We start from the raw sequence: 18108 nt of genomic DNA, 5'->3' as shown, positions 1-18108 counted from the left end.
TTCAGCGCGCCTGCACGTAGCTGCCGGGCGCGGGGTCCATGGGAGGGTAGTTCTGGTTGCCGAGGGCCATCAGGGTTTCGCGCTGGGCGCCGGAGCGCGCCTGAATCCATTCCAGCCATTGCGGCCACCAGCTGCCGTCGACCTGCTTGCCATCGTAGAGCCAGGCCCGCGGGTCGCTGCTCAGGCGCTGATTGTCGACGTAATGCGCCTTGGGGTTGCCCGGCGGGTTGATGATGCTTTGCACATGGCCGCTGTTGGCGAGGATGAAGCGTTTGTCGCCACCGAGCAGCAGCACCGAGCGATACACCGCATCCCAGGGGGTGATGTGGTCGTTGCTGCCGGCGACGCTGAAACTGTCGACGTTGACCTTCTGCAGATCGATCGGCGTGCCGCACACTTCAAGCCCCGCTGCGTGGGCCAGCGGGTTGTGCTTGAAGAAGTCCAGCAGGTCGCCATGCAGCGCGGCCGGCAGGCGGGTGTTGTCGTTGTTCCAGTAGAGGATGTCGAACGCCGGCGGGGCCTTGCCGAGCAGGTAGTTGTTGACCCAGTAATTCCAGATCAGGTCGTTGGGGCGCATCCAGGCGAACACCCGGGCGATCTCGCGACCGTCGAGCACGCCTTGCTGGTAGGAGCGGCGCTTGGCGGCTTCAAGGGTTTGTTCGTCGGCAAACAGGCTGGCCGGGCTGTCGATCTGGCTGTCGAGCAGGCTGACCAGGTAGGTGGCGCTGCTGACCCGGCGCAACTGGCGCTTGGCCTGCAAATGACCTTGCAACGCGGCCATGGTCAGGCCACCGGCACAGGCGCCCATGAGGTTGACCTCGCGGCTGCCGGTGATCGCCCGGCACACGTTCATCGCCTCCTCCACGGCTTCGACATAGCTCGACAGGCCCCACTCACGGTGGCGCGGGTCGGGGTTGCGCCAGCTGATCATGAAGGTCTGCAGGCCGTTCTTGAGCATGTACTGGACGAAGCTGTTGGCCGGGCTCAGGTCGAAGATGTAGAACTTGTTGATCTGCGGCGGTACCACCAGCAATGGCCTGGCGTATTGTTTTTCGCTCATCGGCTTGTACTGGATCAGTTCCAGCAGCTCGTTGCGAAACACCACCGAGCCCGGCGTGGTCGCCAGGTTGCGGCCGACCTCGAAGGCCTGCGGGTTGACCTGGCGCGGCAGGCCGTCGTTGTGCCGCAAATCATCGAGCAAGTGGTTGATGCCGCGCACCAGGCTCAGGCCACCGGAGTTGAACAGCTCCTTGACCGCCAGGGGGTTGAGCAGTGAGTTGCTGGGCGACACGGCATCGTTGAGCAGAGTGAACAGAAAGTGCGCGCGGGCGCGGTCGTCTGGCGCCAGCTGGCTTTCGTCGATCCACAGGCGAGTGTGCTTCTGCCATGCCAGGTAGGCCTGCAGGCCGCGGCTGTACAGTGGGTTCTGGCTCCAGGCCGGGTCCTTGAAGCGGTTGTCGCGGGGGCTCGGTTGATAGGGGGTTTCGCCGAGCAGCACCTTGCCCAGTTGATTGCCCAGGGCCAGCATGTGCTTGGCGGTGTGCAGCGGGTGGCGCAGACCATGGCGGCTGACGCTGCGCAAGGTCGAAAACAGGTCACGTCCGCGCAGGCCGCTGATTGCACTCTGCACGTTCATATAGGTGGCGGGGACCGGTACCGATCCCTTCGCGGGTTTGTCTTTCATCAGGCAACACTCCGTCGTCAGGCCATCAACAAACACATCAATGCAAGAGCGACACCAACCTCACGCCGCGCACCCGGGTTGCCTGGCGTCCCGCCATGGGCTCGGGTGTGGCAGGCGTCTCAGCTGCTGGGGGCGGGCCGAGGGTGCATGACGGCGCGTTGGCGCTCTTGCTGGAGAAACTTCATGATGATCGGGGCGACGGCCTCGGCCCGGGTGATCAGGAACAAATGACCGTCGTCGATTATGTGTAGCTGGGCATTGGGAATTCGCCAGGCCAACAGGCGCATGTTGATCAAGGGGATCAGCGGATCGTCGTCGCCGGCCAGCACCAGGGTGGGCTGCTGGATCTTGTGCAGCCAGTGAATGCTGGTCCAGCCGAGCCCGGCGAACAGTTGCCAGTAGTAGCCGAGCTTGCCTCCGGAGCGCACCTTGGCCGCGTGCGAAAGGGCCAGGTCCGGGTCACGGCGGAAACCGCCACCATAGATCTGCGGGGCAATACGGATCACATGGGACGGCTGCACATAACGCCGGGGGCTAGCCATCAGCCACAGCACCTTGGGCTTGCCCGGCACCATCACTGCGCCCGCGGCGGTGGCAGCCAGTACCAGCTTTTTGCAGCGCTCGGGGTAGTCATGGGCAAACTGCTGGGCCAGGGCGCCGCCCCAGGACACGCCAATGACATTGACCTGGCCATAGTCGAGGTAGTCGAGCATGCGTGCGGTGAGTTTGGCCAGGCCAGGGAAACGATAGGGGTGGCGTGGGGTCGATGAACCGCCCACGCCAGGTACATCGAAGGCAATAACCTCCAGGTCCGGGTCCAGGGCCTGGATGAAGGGGAATACCAGCTCCAGGTTGGCGCCGATGCCGTTGAAGATCAGCAAGGGCGTCAAGTGCGGCTTGCCGGGTCGGACGGCGGTGCGGATGGTTTGGCCATCCAGGTCGACGGTCCTGAAAATATACTGTTGCGGCATGCGCGAAGCCCTGTGGTTTGTAAGCGCCGCAGCCCTTGCGAGCTGCGGCGGTGTTCGCTGTCAACGCTCGTGAACGTAGGTCCCTGGTGCTGCGGCACCGGCCACATGGGCCTTGTTGCCGAGGTTGGCCGGAGCTTTTTTCAGCTTGCCCGAACGCTCGGCCAGCCAGGTCTGCCAGTACAGCCACCAGGAGTCGGTGTGCTTGGTCGAGTTCTCTTGCCAGTCGAGGGCGCTGGGGGGCATTTCACTGTTGGTCATGTAACGCGCCTTGGGGTTGCCCGGCGGGTTGAGGATGCTCTGGATGTGACCGCTGTTGGACAGCAAAAACTCGACCTTGCCACCGAACAGCTGTGCCGACTTGTAGCACGACTGCCACGGGGTGATGTGATCGGCGGTACCGGCGACGCTGAAGATGTCAGTGGTCACCTGCTTGAGGTCGATCGGCGTGCCGCACACTTCCAGTGCATCGGGGCGCAACAGTGGGTTGTTTTTGAACAATTCGATCAGGTCGCCGTGGAAAGCGGCCGGCAGGCGTGTGGTGTCGTTATTCCAGAACAGGATGTCGAACACCGGCGGCTCGTTGCCCAGCAGGTAGTTGTTGACCCAGTAGTTCCAGATCAGGTCGTTGGGCCGCATCCAGGCGAACACCTTGGCCATGTCGCGGCCTTCCAGCACACCAGCCTGGTAGGAATGGCGCTTGGCCGCCTCCAGGGTCTGCTCGTCGACGAACAGCGCCACCTGGGTGTCGAGGGTGGTGTCGAGTACGCTGACCAGCAGGGTCAGGGCATTGACCTTCTTCTCGCCGAGTGCCGCGTAGTGGCCCACCAGCGCGGTGCAGGTGATGCCACCGGAGCAGGCGCCGAGCATGTTCAGGTCCTTGCTGCCGGTGATCGCCAGGACTACGTCGACCGCCTCCTTGAGCGCATCGATATACGTCGACAGGCCCCATTCGCGTTGGGATTTGGTCGGGTTGCGCCAGCTGACGATGAAGGTCTGCACGTTGGAGCGCAGACAGAAACGCGCCAGGCTCTTTTCCGGGCTGAGGTCGAAGACGTAGAACTTGTTGATCTGCGGCGGCACCACCAGCAGCGGCTTTTCCAGCACCTGTTCGGTGATCGGCCGGTACTGGATCAGCTCCAGCACGTCGTTGCGAAACACCACCGCGCCTTCGCTGGTGCCGAGGTTCTTGCCGACCTCGAAGGCATCCATGTTCACCTGGCTGGGCATGCCGCCATTGTTGACCATGTCCTTGGCCAGGTTCGACAGGCCATCGAGCAGGCTCTTGCCGCCGGTTTCGAAGAAGCGCTTGACCGCCGCCGGGTTGGCCGCGGTGTTGGTCGGCGCCATGGCCTCGGTCATCAGGTTGATGACGAAGTGGCCGCGGCTGATGTCCTGGTCGGAAAGGTTGCTGGTATCGATCCAGTCGTGCAGTTCCTTGCGCCAGGCCAGGTAGGTCTGCAGGTAGCGGCGATACAGTGGGTTCTGGCTCCAGGCCGGATCGTGAAAACGACGGTCGTCATTCTCCGGTTGCAAGCTCGACTTGCCGAAGATCACATCCTTGAGTTCCATGCCGAAATGGGCGACATGCTTGGCACTGTGCAGCGGTTGGCGAATGGCCTGACGCAGCACCATTCGAGCAGAAGTCAGCAAATCCTTGCGGCGCAAGCCGATCACCGGGTTCAGACCCAGGGTGTTTTCCGAGGCTTGGCGCTGCAGGTCATCGTTATTCTTGTTACTCATCTACGACGCTCCGTTGTCCTGAGACGAGTACCGGTTTGACTGTGCGCGTTACACAGACGAACGCCCGGTACTGCTGCTCGGGTGACCAGTGATAACGAACTGCGGTCCTGCGGCCGGATGCAAACGACGATGAGCCCTGCGGGTTTTTTCTGCGTGAGAAGACTGCCTGCTTTCGCTCGCGACCTCTACATACCAGCCCGACCCTGCATTAAATCCGATGCAGGGAGCTTGCCAGATCCATTGGTTACCCGACTTTTTGGTATTGCGCAAGACGGCCAGTCATTGGCCGTGGTGCAGGCATTCAAGCAAATAGAATTAGAAAATGCGCTCTAAACCCTGAAGGGCCCGAGCTAGAGCATCAGCTTGACGATCGACTCGTTGGGGTCGCGGGATTTACCGGCTTTTGCCAGCTCGCCGAGATAGTCCGCCCAGAGTTCGTCCTGGCGCAGGCACAGCTGTTCTAGGTATTCCCAGGTGAACAGGCCGCTGTCGTGGCCGTCGTCGAAGGTCAGTTTCAGTGCGTATTGGCCGGCAGGTTCCAGCCCGCTCAGGCCAACGCCGAGCTTGCCGTACTGCAGGATCGGATTGCCGTGGCCCTGGACCTCGGCGGAGGGGGAGTGCACGCGCAGGAATTCGGCGGGCAGGTGGTACACCTCGTCTGGCCCGTAGGTCAGGGTGAGGGTCTTGGAGGCTTTGTGCAGGTTGATGCCGCTGGGGAGTCTGGTCATGGATAAGGGCTCTTGGGCTACAAGCTGCAAGCTACAAGCTGCAAGAGAAGGCGTCCAGCGCGCTTAACTTGCAGCTTGCCGCTTGAAGCTTGCCGCTTTAGAGAATATAGCGTGACAGGTCTTCGTTCTGCGCCAATTCGCCCAGGTGGCTGTTGACGTAGTCGGCGTCGATGCGGATCGGCGCTTCGCTGTGGGCGCTGGCCAGGTCGCCGGCGCTGAACGACACCTCTTCGAGCAGACGCTCGAGCAGGGTGTGCAGGCGACGGGCACCGATGTTCTCGGTTTTTTCGTTAACCTGCCAGGCAATCTCGGCCAGGCGCTTGATACCGTCGGCGGCGAACTCGATGTTCAGGCCTTCGGTTTTCAGCAGCTCACGGTACTGCTCGGTGAGCGAGGCGTGCGGTTCGCTGAGGATGCGCTCGAAGTCTTCCGGGCTCAGGGCCTTGAGTTCGACGCGGATCGGCAGGCGGCCTTGCAGCTCGGGTACCAGGTCGCTCGGCTTGCTCAGGTGGAAGGCACCGGAGGCGATGAACAGGATGTGGTCGGTCTTGACCATGCCCAGCTTGGTGTTCACCGTGCAGCCTTCAATCAGCGGCAGCAGGTCGCGCTGTACGCCTTCACGGGACACATCGGCACCGCCGACGTTGCCGCGCTTGGCGACCTTGTCGATTTCGTCGATGAACACGATGCCGTGCTGCTCGACCGCTTCCAGGGCCTTGGCCTTGAGCTCGTCTTCGTTGACCAGGCGCCCGGCTTCTTCGTCACGCACCAGCTTGAGTGCTTCCTTGACCTTGAGCTTGCGGCTCTTGCGCTTGCCCTTGCCCATGTTGGCGAAGAGGTTCTGCAACTGGTTGGTCATTTCCTCCATGCCCGGTGGCGCGGAAATGTCGACGCCCATGGCTTCGGCCACTTCGATCTCGATTTCCTTGTCGTCCAGCTGGCCTTCGCGCAGGCGCTTGCGGAACAGCTGGCGGGTGTTGGAGTCCTGGCTGGCGACCTGGTCTTCGTTGAAACCGGTGCGTGCCGGTGGCAACAGGGCATCAAGGATGCGCTCTTCGGCAGCGTCTTCGGCGCGGTGACCGACGCGGATGATTTCCTGCTCGCGGAGCATCTTGATCGCGGCATCGGCCAGGTCGCGGATGATCGACTCGACATCACGGCCGACATAACCGACTTCGGTGAACTTGGTCGCTTCGACCTTGATGAACGGTGCGTTGGCAAGCTTTGCCAGGCGGCGGGCGATTTCGGTTTTGCCGACGCCGGTCGGGCCGATCATCAGGATGTTCTTCGGCGTCACTTCAACGCGCAGCTCGGCCGGCAGCTGCATACGCCGCCAGCGGTTGCGCAAGGCGATGGCGACGGCGCGCTTGGCGTCGTCCTGGCCGATGATGTGGCGGTTGAGTTCGTGGACGATCTCGCGGGGGGTCATGGACATGGTAGTGATGGTCCTTGGGCTCGATAAGTCAGCGTGGAAAAGCCCGGCCACCGGGGCCGGGCGCCAGAACAGCTGAATTACTCGGCCAGGTCCTGCTCCTCGATGGTCAGGTGATGGTTGGTGAACACACAGATGTCACCGGCGATGTTCAGCGCGGTCTCGGCGATTTCGCGGGCCGAGAGGTCGGTCTTTTGCAGCAGGGCGCGAGCGGCGGCCTGGGCGTAGGCGCCACCGGAGCCCATGGCGATCAGGCCGTCTTCGGGTTCGACCACGTCACCGTTGCCGGTAATGATCAAGGATGCGTCCTTGTTGGCCACGGCCAGCATGGCTTCCAGGCGGCTCAGGGAACGGTCGGTACGCCATTCCTTGGCCAGCTCCACGGCGGCACGGACCAGATGGCCCTGGTGTTTTTCCAGCTGGCCTTCAAAGCGTTCGAACAGGGTGAAGGCGTCGGCGGTGGCACCGGCGAAACCGGCGATGACCTGACCGTGGTACAGGCGGCGGACTTTCTTGGCGTTGCCTTTCATCACGGTGTTGCCGAGAGAAACCTGGCCGTCGCCGCCCATGACGACTTTGCCGTGGCGGCGAACTGAAACGATGGTGGTCAAGGGAGAGTCTCCACGCAGCGGGGCGAAAATGCCTGATGCAGACTCATATGGGGGTGGTAGGAAAGATTTCAACCTTGAAGGATGAGCGGTAATCCTTCAGGGCCCCATCGCCGGCAAGGCCGGCTCCCATAAGGATCGGTGCATACAGGACCTGTGGGAGCCGGCCTTGCCGGCGATGGGGCCGCAACGCGGCCCCGGATATCAGGCCTCGTGGCTGATATGCCCATCGACCAAGGTATAACGCACCGCGCCCGGCAGGCAGTGGCCGATGAACGGGCAGTTGTCGCCCCTGGAGCGCCACTGCTCGCCGGCTACGGTCGAGGCCTTGGCATCGAACAGCACCAGGTCGGCCGCACTGCCAACCTTCAGCTCGCCCGCGGGCAGGCGCAGCGCCGCGGCCGGGCCCGCAGACAAACGCTGCAACAAAGTCGGCAGGTCGAGCAGGCCGTCTTCCACCAGGGTCATGGCCAGCGGCAGCAACAGTTCGACACTGCTGATGCCCGGTTCGGTCGCACCGAACGGCGCCAGCTTGGCATCACGCTCATGGGGCTGGTGATGGCTGGAGATCGCCTGGATCACCCCGGACCTCACCGCCTCGCGCAGGCCGTCGCGGTCGGCGCGGGTGCGCAGCGGCGGTTGCACGTGGTACAGGCTGGAGAAGTCGCGCAGCGCTTCGTCAGTGAGGATCAGTTGGTACAAGGCAACGTCGGCGGTCACTGGCAGGCCCAGTTCCTGGGCCTGGGCGATCAGCCGCGCGCCGCGGGCGCTGGTCAGCTGGCTGAAGTGCGCTCGCACGCCGGTCTGTTCGACCAGCAGCAGGTTGCGCGCCAGGGCCACGGTTTCGGCGGTTTCCGGAATTCCCGGCAGGCCGAGGAAGCTGGCCATGGCGCCTTCGTGGGCCAGGCCGTCCTGAGCCAGGTCGCGGTCCTGGGAGTGGAAGATCACCGTCAGGTCGAAGGTCGCGGCGTATTCCAGCGCGCGGGCCAGGGTGCGGTTGTTGCCAAAGGCATTGAGGCCGTTGCCAAAGGCCACGCAGCCGGCGTCACGCAACGCAATCAGCTCGGCAAGCTGCTCGCCTTCCAGGCCTTTGCTCAGGGCGCCGATCGGGTAGACCTTGCTGTGCCCGGCTTCGCGGGCGCGGTCGAGAATCAGCTCGGCCACCGCCGAGGTGTCCAGCACCGGCTTGGTCTGCGGCGGGCAGCACAGGCTGGTGACGCCACCGGCAGCGGCGGCGCGGGTTTCGCTGGCGATGCTGCCTTTGCGGCTGTAGCCGGGCTCGCGCAGGGCGACGTTGAGGTCGACCAGGCCGGGCGCGGCGACCAGGCCCTGGGCATCGATGCTGCGTGCAGGCTTGAAGCCTGCCGGGGCGGCGCCGATGGCGATGATCTTGCCGGCATCGATGTGCAGGTCAGTGGTCTGGTCCAGGCCGCTCAGGGGGTCGATGACCCGGGCGCCGAGAATACTGAGGGTCACTGGGCGTTCTCCTGCTCGAATTGACGTTGCGCGGTCTGCCCGCTCATGGCCATGGACAGCACCGCCATGCGTACGGCGATACCGTAGGTGACCTGGTTGAGGATCACCGAGTGAGCACCGTCGGCCACCGCTGATTCAATCTCTACGCCGCGGTTGATCGGGCCCGGGTGCATGACGATGGCATCCGGCTTGGCCCCGGCCAGGCGCGCGGTGGTCAGGCCGAACAGGCGGTAGAACTCGCCTTCGCTGGGCAGCAGGCCGCCGGCCATGCGCTCACGCTGCAGGCGCAGCATGATCACCACGTCGACGTCTTTCAGGCCCTGTTCCAGGTCGGTGTAGACCTTGACGCCGTACTGCTCGATACCGATCGGCAGCAGGGTTTTCGGGCCGATCACGCGGATGTCCGGGCAGCCCAGGGTTTTCAGTGCAAGCATGTTCGAGCGCGCTACCCGCGAGTGCAGGATGTCGCCGACGATGGCCACCGAGAGGTTTTCGAAACCGCCCTTGTGCCGACGAATGGTGAGCATGTCGAGCATGCCCTGGGTCGGGTGGGCGTGGCGGCCGTCGCCGCCATTGATGATCGCCACCTCCGGGCATACGTGCTCGGCGATGAAGTGCGCGGCGCCCGAGTCGGCATGACGCACGACGAACATGTCGGCCGCCATGGCTTCGAGGTTGCGCAGGGTGTCGAACAGGGTTTCGCCCTTGCTGGTCGAGGAGGTCGACACGTTCAGGGTGATGACGTCCGCCGACAGCCGCTGGGCGGCCAGTTCAAAGGTGGTACGGGTGCGGGTGGAGTTTTCGAAGAACACGTTGCAGACGGTCTTGCCGCGCAGCAACGGAACCTTCTTGACGGCCCGGGCGCCGACTTCGAGGAACGAGTCGGCAGTGTCGAGGATTTCGGTCAGCAGTTCGCGGGGCAAACCGTCGAGCGAGAGGAAGTGGCGCAGCTGGCCCTGATCATTGAGCTGCAGCGGGCGCTTGGCGTCGATTGGCGTCATCGCAGGGGACTCTTAAAGGGCGGAAGCGGAGGCGAGGTCCTGGCGCTCGAGGGCGAGCGGTGCGGGTCCGGTCAATTTTACCCGTTCATGGGCGGCCAGCGACAGGGTGGCACCGACCACATTCGGCCGGATCGGCAATTCGCCGGCATCCAGGTCGAGCAGGCAGACCAGGGTTACACTGGCCGGACGGCCATAGTCGAACAGTTCGTTGAGGGCGGCACGGATGGTGCGTCCGCTCATCAGCACGTCGTCGATCAGCACCAGGTGCTGGCCTTCGATCTCGAACGGCAAGTCGGACGGGCGCACCTGCGGGTGCAGGCCGTTCTGGCTGAAGTCGTCGCGGTAGAAGGAAACGTCGAGTGTGCCCAGGGCGGTGTCGCTGCCCAGTTCTTCAAGCAGTGCCTGGGCGACCCAGACACCACCGGTGCGGATGCCGATGAAGCGCGGCTCGGCAATGGCGCGCCGGGCCAGATGGGCGCGAAGGTCGACGGCCATCTGCCGGATCAGTTCGGCGGGATTGGGTAGGCTCATGCTTGCTCCTCAAGAGGCCGGGGAGCGGTGCGCTAGCCCGGCTTGAATGCGATGATCGGGGCTCAGGCCCCGGTATTGGCCTCCAGCCAGCCCTGCAGCAGCAAGGCGGCGGCAATGGCATCCACCGGGTTGTCGCGGTAACTGCCGCGCTGGCCGCCACGGGCCATGCGCTTGCCCTTGGCCTCGAAGGTGGTCAGGCGTTCGTCGTGGGTGTGCACCGGCAGGTTGAAACGGCCATTGAGGCGGCGGGCGAACTTTTCCGCGCGCTCGCTCATCTCGCTGGGGGTGCCGTCCATGTTCAACGGCAGGCCGACCACCAGGGCGTCGGGCTTCCATTCCTTGATCAGTTTTTCCACCTGGGCCCAGTCCGGCGTGCCGTTCTGCGCCTTGAGGGTGCACAGCTCGCGGGCCTGTCCGGTGATCACCTGGCCGACCGCGACGCCGATCTGGCGGCTGCCGTAGTCAAAGCCCAGCAGTAGGCGTACTTCAGTCATCAGGCGTGCCCCGCCTGGCTGGTCAGCAGGCTGAGGTTGATCCCAAGGCTTGCGGCGGCCGCTTCAAGACGTTGCTCGCAGGCCATGCCGAAGATGATCTCGGGGTCGAACGGGCAGTTCAGCCAGGCGTTGTCGGCCAGCTCCGCTTCCAGCTGCCCGGCTTCCCAGCCGGCGTAGCCGAGGGTGATCAGGCTCTGTTTGGGGCCGAGGCCATCGGCAATGGCGAACAGCACGTCCTGGGACGTGGTCAGCGACAGGCCGTCGAGCTCGACGGTAGCCTGGAAAGTACGGTCACTGGTGTGCAGGACGAAGCCGCGGTCGGTTTGCACCGGGCCGCCCATGTAGATTGGCACGTGAATGCAACTGGCCGGCGGGTCGACGTCCGGACGCAGCTGTTCGAGGATATCGGCCAGGTTGAGGTCCTGTGGCCGATTGACCACCAGCCCCATCGCCCCATTGGCGTTGTGCTCGACGATGTAGGTCAAGGTCTGCGCGAAGTTCGGGTCGGCCATGTGTGGCATGGCGATCAGGAACTGGTGCTTGAGGTAATCCGGGCTGAGGTTCTTCATGGTTGATAGTGTGGCGGTGAGCGGCCACGCTGACAAGGTGCTGGCGTCACCTTGTCAGCTTTACTGCGGGGTTACTTGAACAGCTTGACCACTTCTTCGGTATACAGGGTTGGCGACTCTTCAGCGGCCGACAGCACGTACTCCTGGACGGTCTTCTGCTTGGCCTGCGGGTACTTGGCCAGGTAGCTCTCCGGGAACGCCGGGGCCTTCAGGCTGGAGCCGGCCTTGATCAGTGCGGCGACGCAGTCCGGGTTGTCCGAGCGGGCGGCTTCTTCCAGCGGCGTACCGACCGGGAAGGTGCCGTGCTGCTCGTGGTAGGCATCGATCGAGCTGCCTTTTTTCAGCAGCAGGGCGATGCGCTGGGCGGCTTGCGGGTCGGGCTGGCCGTTCATTTCAAAGGCGCGTTCGCAAACATGGTGCAGCGGCGTCGAGCCGGTCTGGGTGACCTGGTACGGATTGGCGCCGGCAGCGACCAGCAGCTTGATCACCTCCAGGTTCGAGGCACCCGGCCCGGTCAATGGGGTAAAGCCGTTCGGCCGGACGGCCTTGGCATCGGCGCCGGAATCCAGCAGCAGCTTGATCAGTTCGGGTGAGCCCTTGCGTGCCGCGGTGTTCAGCGGCGTGGCGGAATCGCCCTGGGCTAGCACGTTGACGTTGGCGCCGGCCTTGATCAGGCCCTTGACCATGCGCAGGTCAGCCTCGGAGGCCTTCGACTGTTCGGCCTGGTTGAGGACGAACAGCAGCAGGGTTTCGCCGTTTTCCTGGATTGGCGTGTTGACGTCACCGATCTTTGGCAGGAACAGCTCGAACGGCGCGACGATCTTGTAAGAGGCGGCCAGGAACATCGGCTGGCCTTTCGGGTCGGCACCCTGGTCGAGCAGGCCCTGGATCTTGGCCAGGCGCGCCGGGGTTTCGTCGTACTTGTACTCGCCAACTTCGTTGTACAGCTTCTGCGACAGCTCGGCGGCGTCGGCGAAGGCGGCAGCAGGCAGGGCGCAGGCGGCCAGGGCCAGGCCGAGAGCAGCGGTTTTGCGGGCAAAATTGATGCGCGACATCAACAGAATCCTTTCTTGAGGGGGATATACGGGCGCGCATCATCGCAAAATGGCTATTGTTTTGCCATCAGGCGGAGCCTTAGATCAGTTGCTTTGCAACCGGTCGCCGCGGGCGAAACGCCAGGTACGGATGATCTCCAGCCGGTCGATATCGGCCAGGTCGCCGGTGAACGGCGCGAACGGCGCAGCCAGGCGCACGATGCGCTGGGCAGCCTGGTCGAGCAGGGGCTGGCCGGAGGACTCCAGCACCAGCACTTCATACAGCGAGCCGTCGCGGTTGATCGACACCATCAGCCGCAAGCTGCCGTAGATCTGCTGGCGCCGGGCTTCGTCGGGGTAGTTGAGGTTGCCGATGCGCTCGACCTTCTTGCGCCACTCGTCCTTGTACCAGGCGCCCTTGTCGCGCATGGTCGAGGCGGCGTTGAGGCGGTGGATGCGCGGACGCTTGGCATACAACTGCTGCTCATGGGACAGCTCGGCCTCGAGGCTGGCGATCTGGCTGGACAGCTGTGAGCTGTCAAAATCCGGGGTCGCAGTCTGGGGTTTGGGCTGCGGCTTGGCTTCCTTGGGCCGGGTCTCGACTTTTTCCGGCTTCGGTGCCTTGGTCGCTACCACGGCTTTAGGCGGTGTCGGTTGCGGCTGCACTTGAGGCTTGGCTGCCGGAGGCGGTGTGACCTTGTTGATCTTGCTGTCCTGGAAGGGCGCCACTTCGGTGGTTTTCGGCACCGCTTTCTTGTCCAGGGTGCCGCTGCCTTGCTGGTTGTCCTGGGCCAGGTAGTCAGCCTTCTGCGGCGCTTTTTCGCTCTTGAAGGTGGCCAGGGTAATTTCCATGGTCCGGCGGATTTCTTCGGGCTTGGCAAAGGTGAAACCGACGCCGAGGATCAGCACCAGGTGCAGCAGCGCCGCCAGGAACAGGGTAAAGCCCAGGCGATCCACCGGGCGTACGCGGGGTGGAGAGAAATCGGCAGGGATGTCAGCAGGAAGCGTCATCAGGTATCCAGCAACTGCAAAAACCGGGAAAAACCGGCAGAGCAGGTGCCCAGGTCATAAAAAAACGACTGGCATGATACCCCACTCTGCGCGGTTGCTCCGCGTCGGCTGTCAGCGCGCCTTGAGCTTGCGATCAATGGCATCCATCAACTGCACGCCGATCTGGGTGCCGAAGGCATTGTCGATCTCGCGGATGCAGGTCGGGCTGGTGACGTTGATTTCGGTCAGGTGCTCGCCGATCACGTCCAGGCCGACGAACAGCAGGCCCTTCTCGCGCAGGGTCGGGCCGACCTGTTCGGCGATCCAGCGGTCGCGGTCGGTCAGCGGGCGGGCTTCGCCACGGCCGCCGGCGGCGAGGTTGCCACGGGTTTCGCCCGAAGCCGGGATGCGCGCCAGGCAGTAAGGCACCGGCTCGCCGTCGATCATCAGGATGCGCTTGTCGCCGTCCTTGATGGCCGGCAGGTAGCCTTGCGCCATGATTTGCTGGGTGCCGTTGCCGGTCAGGGTCTCGAGGATTACCGAGAGGTTCGGATCGCCCGGTCGATGGCGGAAGATCGAGGTGCCGCCCATGCCGTCCAGCGGCTTGAGGATGGTGTCGCCCTGCTGGTTGACGAATTCACGCAGGATGTCGGCGCGGCGGCTGACCAGGGTCGGCGGCGTGCACTGCGGGAACAGCGTGGCGAAGAGTTTTTCGTTGCAGTCGCGCAGGCTCTGCGGACGGTTGACCACCAGCACGCCGGCGGCTTCGGCCTGTTCCAGCAAGTAGGTGCTGTAGACGAATTCCATGTCGAACGGCGGATCCTTGCGCATCAGGATCACGTCCAGCTCGCTCAGGGCGCTGTCTTGTTCGGCTTCCAGCTCGAACCAGTGCTCCGGGTCGGCGAAGACTTTCAGCGGGCGCATGCGCGCGCGGGCTTGGCCGGCGCCCTGGTAGAGGTCCTGCTGCTCCATGTAGAACAGCGACCAGCCGCGCTCCTGGGCGGCCAGCAACATGGCCAGCGAACTATCCTTTTTATAGGAAATGCGCGCAATGGGGTCCATGACAATCCCGAGGCGAACGCTCATGGGCTAAATCCTCTCAGCGGCAATGGGCCGCATTGGCTCGAACGAAAAGTGGCGTCAGGGTGGCGCTCACAGCGCTGGCGGTCAAGGGAAAAACGCATCCTGGGCGGTGCTGCGGCGGGCGTCGGCGCGGGCCGATGGAATGCACCCCCCAGAGTGTGCTAAAAAGGCCTGGCACGTGGCCTGCACGGCCGTCTCCAGCTGCAAGCCACAAGGCATAGGCCACAAGAAAAAGCACGCCGCGTTCACCCTGCTTTTTCTTGCCGCTTGAAACTTGTAGCCTGCCGCTCATAGCGAGCAGCGATGGTAGAGCAATTATGGAACAGCCCGGCGCGGCATTGAAGGTGATGGTGATCGACGACTCCAAGACGATTCGCCGCACCGCCCAGATATTGCTCAGCGAAGCAGGATGTGAGGTCATCACGGCCATCGACGGTTTCGATGCCCTGGCCAAGATCATCGACCACCAGCCGCAGATCATTTTCGTCGACGTGCTGATGCCGCGTCTGGACGGCTACCAGACCTGCGCCCTGATCAAGCAGAACAGCACCTTCAAGGACACGCCGGTGATTCTCCTGTCGTCCCGCGATGGCCTGTTCGACAAGGCCCGTGGCCGCGTCGTCGGATCTGATCAATTTTTGACCAAGCCTTTCAGCAAGGAAGAACTGCTGGACGCAATCAAGGCCCATGTGCCCGGATTCGCCGCAGAAGAACAACACGCACCCTGACGCTGCGCCGCCGCAGGCGTCTATTCCTTCATGGGGAACAGCATGGCCCGAGTTCTGATCGTCGACGATTCGCCGACCGAAATGTACAAACTGACCGGTATGCTCGAAAAACACGGGCATGAAGTGCTCAAGGCCGAAAACGGCGCCGATGGCGTGGCCCTGGCCCGCCACGAAAAGCCCGATGCGGTACTGATGGACATCGTCATGCCCGGGGTCAACGGCTTCCAGGCCACTCGCCAGTTGAGCAAAGACCCGGAAACCGCGCACATCCCGGTGATCATCGTCACCACCAAGGACCAGGAGACCGACAAGGTCTGGGGCCAGCGCCAGGGCGCCAAGGACTACCTGACCAAGCCGGTGGACGAAGACACCCTGATCAAGAAACTCAACGACGTGCTCAAAGGTTGACCACCCGGCCCATGGGCGAGTCGCTGACGGCCTTCGAGCTGCTGCTGGACATCGACCGGCGCTGCCGGCTGCTGGCCGCCGACCTGCCGTTGCAGGAAACCCGCCTGCAGAGCTGGAGCGGCATCGGCTTTCGCATCGCCGAGCAATGGTTCGTCGCGCCCATGGGTGAAGTCGCCGAAGTGCTGCACGAGCCGCGCCTGAGCCGCATCCCCGGGGTCAAGCCGTGGGTCAGCGGGGTGGCCAACCTGCGTGGCCGGCTGCTGCCGGTGATGGACCTCTGCGGCTTTTTCGGCCTGGGCCTGTCGGCCCCGCGCAAGCAGCGGCGGGTGCTGGTGCTTGACCACGACGAGCTGTTTGCCGGCTTGCTGGTCGATGAAGTGCTGGGCTTGCAGCATTTTCCGCTGCACAGCCTCGACCTGTCGCCGCCAACGCCGTTGCTCAGCGCTGCCGCGCCCTTTGTTCAGGGGCATTTTCAGCGTGAGCGCAGCTGGGCGATCTTCAGCCCCTTCGCCCTGGCCCAGGCGCCGGGTTTCCTCGACGTCGCGCTGTAAAGGAATGCCACCTCCGTGACCACGACCAAGACGGCTCCATCGACCCAGGGTTCCCGCAGCAGCGCGCAGATCGCGGCGCTGTTCGTGGTGCTGATCCTGTCGATCATCCTGCTGTTCGCCAACTTCGCCTACCTCAACACCCAGGCCAACTACGACAAGCAGTACATCGGCCATGCCGGTGAACTGCGGGTGCTGTCCCAGCGCATCGCCAAGAACGCCACTGAAGCGGCGGCCGGCAAGGCCGTGGCTTTCCGCCTGTTGAGCGAGGCGCGCAACGACTTCGAGCAGCGCTGGGGCTACCTGAAAAAAGGCGATGCCAGCACCGGCCTGCCCGCCGCGCCGCCGGCGGTGCGCAAGGAAATGGACGCCGTGCTGCGCGACTGGGAAAACCTGCGCAAGAACAGCGACGCGATTCTTGCCAGTGAGCAGACCGTGCTGTCGTTGCACCAGGTCGCCGCGACCCTGGCTGAAACCGTGCCGCAGTTGCAGGTGGAGTACGAGAAGGTCGTCGAGATTCTGCTGCAGAGCGGCGCCCCGGCCAGTCAGGTCGCCGTGGCCCAGCGTCAGTCGCTGCTGGCCGAACGTATTCTCGGCTCGGTCAACACCGTACTGGCCGGGGATGAGACCGCCGTGCAGGCCGCGGATGCCTTCGGCCGCGACGCCAGCCGTTTTGGCCAGGTGCTCGAAGCCATGCTTGGCGGTAACGAGGCGATCCAGGTTACCCGCGTGCAGGACCCGGACGCCCGCGCGCGGCTGGCCGAGATCGCCGAGCTGTTTCAGTTCGTCGCCGGCTCCGTGGACGAAATCCTCGAAACCTCGCCTGAACTGTTCCGTGTGCGCGAAGCCGCCGGGAGCATCTTCGGCCTGTCGCAAACCCTGCTCGATGAAGCCTCGCGCCTGGCCACCGGTTTCGAGAACCTGGCCAACGGCCGAACCCTGGATACTGTCGGCGGCTACGTGCTGGGCTTGCTGGCGCTGGCCTCGATCATCCTTATCGGCCTGGTGATGGTGCGTACCACGCACCGGCAACTGCGCGAAACCGGCGAAAAGAATGAACGCAACCAGCAGGCAATCATGCGCCTGCTCGACGAAATCGAAGACCTCGCCGATGGCGACCTGACCGTGACGGTCTCGGTGACCGAGGACTTCACCGGCGCCATCGCCGATTCGATCAATTATTCCATTGACCAGTTGCGCGACCTGGTGGCGACCATCAACCTCAGCGCCGAGGAAGTCGCCGCCGCCGTGCAGGACACCCAGAACACCGCGCGTCAGCTGGCCAAGGCCTCCGAGCACCAGGCCCAGCAGATCAGCGATGCCTCGGTGGCGGTGGGCGACATGGCCGAGTCCATCGACCGGGTGTCTACCCACGCCTATGAGTCGGCGAAGGTGGCCGAGCGTTCGGTCGCTATCGCCAACAAGGGCAACGAGGTGGTGCACAACACCATCAACGGCATGGACAACATCCGCGAACAAATCCAGGACACCGCCAAACGGATCAAGCGTCTGGGCGAATCGTCCCAGGAGATCGGCGATATCGTCAGCCTGATCGACGACATTGCTGATCAGACCAACATCCTTGCCCTCAACGCGGCGATCCAGGCCTCGCTGGCCGGGGAAGCCGGGCGCGGCTTTGCCGTGGTTGCCGACGAAGTACAACGCTTGGCCGAGCGCTCGTCGTCGGCCACGCGCCAGATCGAAGCGCTGGTGCGCACCATCCAGGCCGACACCAACGAGGCGGTGATCTCCATGGAGCAGACCACTGCCGAAGTGGTGCGCGGTGCGCGTCTGGCCCAGGATGCCGGGGTCGCCCTGGCCGAAATCGAAGGCGTGTCGCAGACCCTCGCCGACCTGATTCACAGCATCTCCGATGCCGCCCAGCTGCAGACCTCTTCGGCCGGGCAGATCTCGCATACCATGGCGGTGATCCAGCAGATCACCTCGCAAACCTCGGCCGGCTCTACCGCCACCGCCGAGAGCATCGGCAACCTGGCGCGCATGGCCAGTGAAATGCGCCGCTCGGTGTCCGGCTTTACCCTGCCGCCGACGTCGCCGCGTTGAGGGCATCATGGTGATGGGA

Annotated in this window: 18 protein-coding genes; 4 read left to right on the top strand and 14 right to left on the bottom strand. The window is 63.9% G+C overall.

Translation table 11 applies throughout. The annotated features are described in order from the left end of the window. Position 1 precedes the first annotated feature (1 nt). From phaC (CCOS864_RS26110) to gshB, 14 genes are all read right to left on the bottom strand, one after another. Positions 2-1684, bottom strand: a complete 1683-nt coding sequence (gene phaC, locus CCOS864_RS26110) for a class II poly(R)-hydroxyalkanoic acid synthase (protein ID WP_115089257.1) — start codon at positions 1682-1684, stop codon at positions 2-4. Between the two features lie 119 nt (positions 1685-1803). Next, a complete protein-coding gene (phaZ, locus tag CCOS864_RS26105; RefSeq protein ID WP_115089256.1) occupies positions 1804-2655 on the bottom strand; it encodes a poly(3-hydroxyalkanoate) depolymerase in 852 nt (283 codons plus the stop codon). 60 nt (positions 2656-2715) lie between these two features. Next, positions 2716-4395: a class II poly(R)-hydroxyalkanoic acid synthase gene (gene phaC / locus CCOS864_RS26100; RefSeq protein WP_115089255.1), complete on the bottom strand. Its 1680-nt coding sequence runs from the start codon at positions 4393-4395 to the stop codon at positions 2716-2718. Between the two features lie 350 nt (positions 4396-4745). Continuing rightward, a complete protein-coding gene (locus CCOS864_RS26095) occupies positions 4746-5123 on the bottom strand; it encodes a gamma-butyrobetaine hydroxylase family protein (RefSeq protein ID WP_115089254.1) in 378 nt (125 codons plus the stop codon). Between the two features lie 97 nt (positions 5124-5220). Then, complete coding sequence (gene hslU, locus CCOS864_RS26090) at positions 5221-6558, bottom strand: ATP-dependent protease ATPase subunit HslU (protein ID WP_115089253.1); 1338 nt, start codon at positions 6556-6558, stop codon at positions 5221-5223. Positions 6559-6635: 77 nt separating this feature from the next. Further along, positions 6636-7166 carry an ATP-dependent protease subunit HslV gene (hslV, locus tag CCOS864_RS26085; protein WP_010221489.1) on the bottom strand — a complete coding sequence of 177 codons (531 nt, stop codon included), beginning with the start codon at positions 7164-7166 and terminating at the stop codon, positions 6636-6638. A gap of 201 nt (positions 7167-7367) precedes the next feature. Next, complete coding sequence (locus tag CCOS864_RS26080) at positions 7368-8639, bottom strand: dihydroorotase (protein ID WP_115089252.1); 1272 nt, start codon at positions 8637-8639, stop codon at positions 7368-7370. Beyond that, a complete protein-coding gene (locus tag CCOS864_RS26075; RefSeq protein ID WP_010221491.1) occupies positions 8636-9640 on the bottom strand; it encodes an aspartate carbamoyltransferase catalytic subunit in 1005 nt (334 codons plus the stop codon). The genes CCOS864_RS26080 and CCOS864_RS26075 overlap by 4 nt, the downstream gene beginning before the upstream one ends. A 12-nt stretch (positions 9641-9652) precedes the next feature. Beyond that, complete coding sequence (gene pyrR, locus CCOS864_RS26070) at positions 9653-10171, bottom strand: bifunctional pyr operon transcriptional regulator/uracil phosphoribosyltransferase PyrR (protein WP_115089251.1); 519 nt, start codon at positions 10169-10171, stop codon at positions 9653-9655. Between the two features lie 62 nt (positions 10172-10233). Continuing rightward, positions 10234-10665, bottom strand: a complete 432-nt coding sequence (gene ruvX / locus CCOS864_RS26065) for a Holliday junction resolvase RuvX (protein WP_115089250.1) — start codon at positions 10663-10665, stop codon at positions 10234-10236. Further along, positions 10665-11234 carry a YqgE/AlgH family protein gene (locus CCOS864_RS26060; protein WP_115089249.1) on the bottom strand — a complete coding sequence of 190 codons (570 nt, stop codon included), beginning with the start codon at positions 11232-11234 and terminating at the stop codon, positions 10665-10667. Before CCOS864_RS26060 ends, ruvX begins: the two co-directional genes overlap by 1 nt. Before the next feature lie 71 nt (positions 11235-11305). Further along, on the bottom strand, positions 11306-12289 hold the full coding sequence (locus CCOS864_RS26055; protein ID WP_115089248.1) for an ankyrin repeat domain-containing protein: 984 nt from the start codon (positions 12287-12289) through the stop codon (positions 11306-11308). 84 nt (positions 12290-12373) lie between these two features. After that, entirely contained in the window at positions 12374-13279 is a 906-nt protein-coding gene (locus tag CCOS864_RS26050; RefSeq protein ID WP_115089247.1) for an energy transducer TonB, read from the bottom strand. 111 nt (positions 13280-13390) lie between these two features. Further along, the gene (gshB, locus tag CCOS864_RS26045) at positions 13391-14344 is read right to left on the bottom strand and encodes a glutathione synthase (protein WP_115089246.1); all 954 of its coding nucleotides are present in this window, start codon (positions 14342-14344) and stop codon (positions 13391-13393) included. Positions 14345-14658: 314 nt separating this feature from the next. Here gshB and pilG point away from each other — a divergent pair, with 314 nt between their 5' ends. The 4 genes from pilG to CCOS864_RS26025 are packed head-to-tail and all read left to right on the top strand — an operon-like array spanning position 14659 to position 18089. Next, entirely contained in the window at positions 14659-15069 is a 411-nt protein-coding gene (gene pilG / locus CCOS864_RS26040) for a twitching motility response regulator PilG (RefSeq protein WP_010221498.1), read from the top strand. Between the two features lie 42 nt (positions 15070-15111). Next, complete coding sequence (pilH, locus tag CCOS864_RS26035) at positions 15112-15477, top strand: twitching motility response regulator PilH (protein WP_045193983.1); 366 nt, start codon at positions 15112-15114, stop codon at positions 15475-15477. Continuing rightward, positions 15474-16028, top strand: a complete 555-nt coding sequence (locus tag CCOS864_RS26030; RefSeq protein WP_115089245.1) for a chemotaxis protein CheW — start codon at positions 15474-15476, stop codon at positions 16026-16028. Before pilH ends, CCOS864_RS26030 begins: the two co-directional genes overlap by 4 nt. Positions 16029-16043: 15 nt before the next feature. Beyond that, the gene (locus CCOS864_RS26025) at positions 16044-18089 is read left to right on the top strand and encodes a methyl-accepting chemotaxis protein (RefSeq protein WP_115089244.1); all 2046 of its coding nucleotides are present in this window, start codon (positions 16044-16046) and stop codon (positions 18087-18089) included. The last annotated feature ends 19 nt before the right edge of the window (positions 18090-18108 follow it).

Source organism: Pseudomonas wadenswilerensis, assembly GCF_900497695.1.
Taxonomy (GTDB): domain Bacteria; phylum Pseudomonadota; class Gammaproteobacteria; order Pseudomonadales; family Pseudomonadaceae; genus Aquipseudomonas; species Aquipseudomonas wadenswilerensis.
The sequence above is the reverse complement of the archived record's forward strand: the minus strand, read 5'-3'. Positions and strand labels throughout refer to the sequence as shown.

Excerpts from the sequence above, each read along its gene's own strand:
- phaC (WP_115089257.1), bottom strand. The coding sequence starts at position 1,684 with ATGAAAGACAAACCCGCGAAGGGATCGGTACCGGTCCCCGCCACCTAT.
- phaZ (WP_115089256.1), bottom strand. The coding sequence starts at position 2,655 with ATGCCGCAACAGTATATTTTCAGGACCGTCGACCTGGATGGCCAAACC.
- phaC (WP_115089255.1), bottom strand. The coding sequence starts at position 4,395 with ATGAGTAACAAGAATAACGATGACCTGCAGCGCCAAGCCTCGGAAAAC.
- CCOS864_RS26095 (WP_115089254.1), bottom strand. The coding sequence starts at position 5,123 with ATGACCAGACTCCCCAGCGGCATCAACCTGCACAAAGCCTCCAAGACC.
- hslU (WP_115089253.1), bottom strand. The coding sequence starts at position 6,558 with ATGTCCATGACCCCCCGCGAGATCGTCCACGAACTCAACCGCCACATC.
- CCOS864_RS26075 (WP_010221491.1), bottom strand. The coding sequence starts at position 9,640 with ATGACGCCAATCGACGCCAAGCGCCCGCTGCAGCTCAATGATCAGGGC.
- pyrR (WP_115089251.1), bottom strand. The coding sequence starts at position 10,171 with ATGAGCCTACCCAATCCCGCCGAACTGATCCGGCAGATGGCCGTCGAC.
- ruvX (WP_115089250.1), bottom strand. The coding sequence starts at position 10,665 with ATGACTGAAGTACGCCTACTGCTGGGCTTTGACTACGGCAGCCGCCAG.
- CCOS864_RS26060 (WP_115089249.1), bottom strand. The coding sequence starts at position 11,234 with ATGAAGAACCTCAGCCCGGATTACCTCAAGCACCAGTTCCTGATCGCC.
- CCOS864_RS26055 (WP_115089248.1), bottom strand. The coding sequence starts at position 12,289 with ATGTCGCGCATCAATTTTGCCCGCAAAACCGCTGCTCTCGGCCTGGCC.
- CCOS864_RS26050 (WP_115089247.1), bottom strand. The coding sequence starts at position 13,279 with ATGACGCTTCCTGCTGACATCCCTGCCGATTTCTCTCCACCCCGCGTA.
- gshB (WP_115089246.1), bottom strand. The coding sequence starts at position 14,344 with ATGAGCGTTCGCCTCGGGATTGTCATGGACCCCATTGCGCGCATTTCC.
- pilG (WP_010221498.1), top strand. The coding sequence starts at position 14,659 with ATGGAACAGCCCGGCGCGGCATTGAAGGTGATGGTGATCGACGACTCC.
- pilH (WP_045193983.1), top strand. The coding sequence starts at position 15,112 with ATGGCCCGAGTTCTGATCGTCGACGATTCGCCGACCGAAATGTACAAA.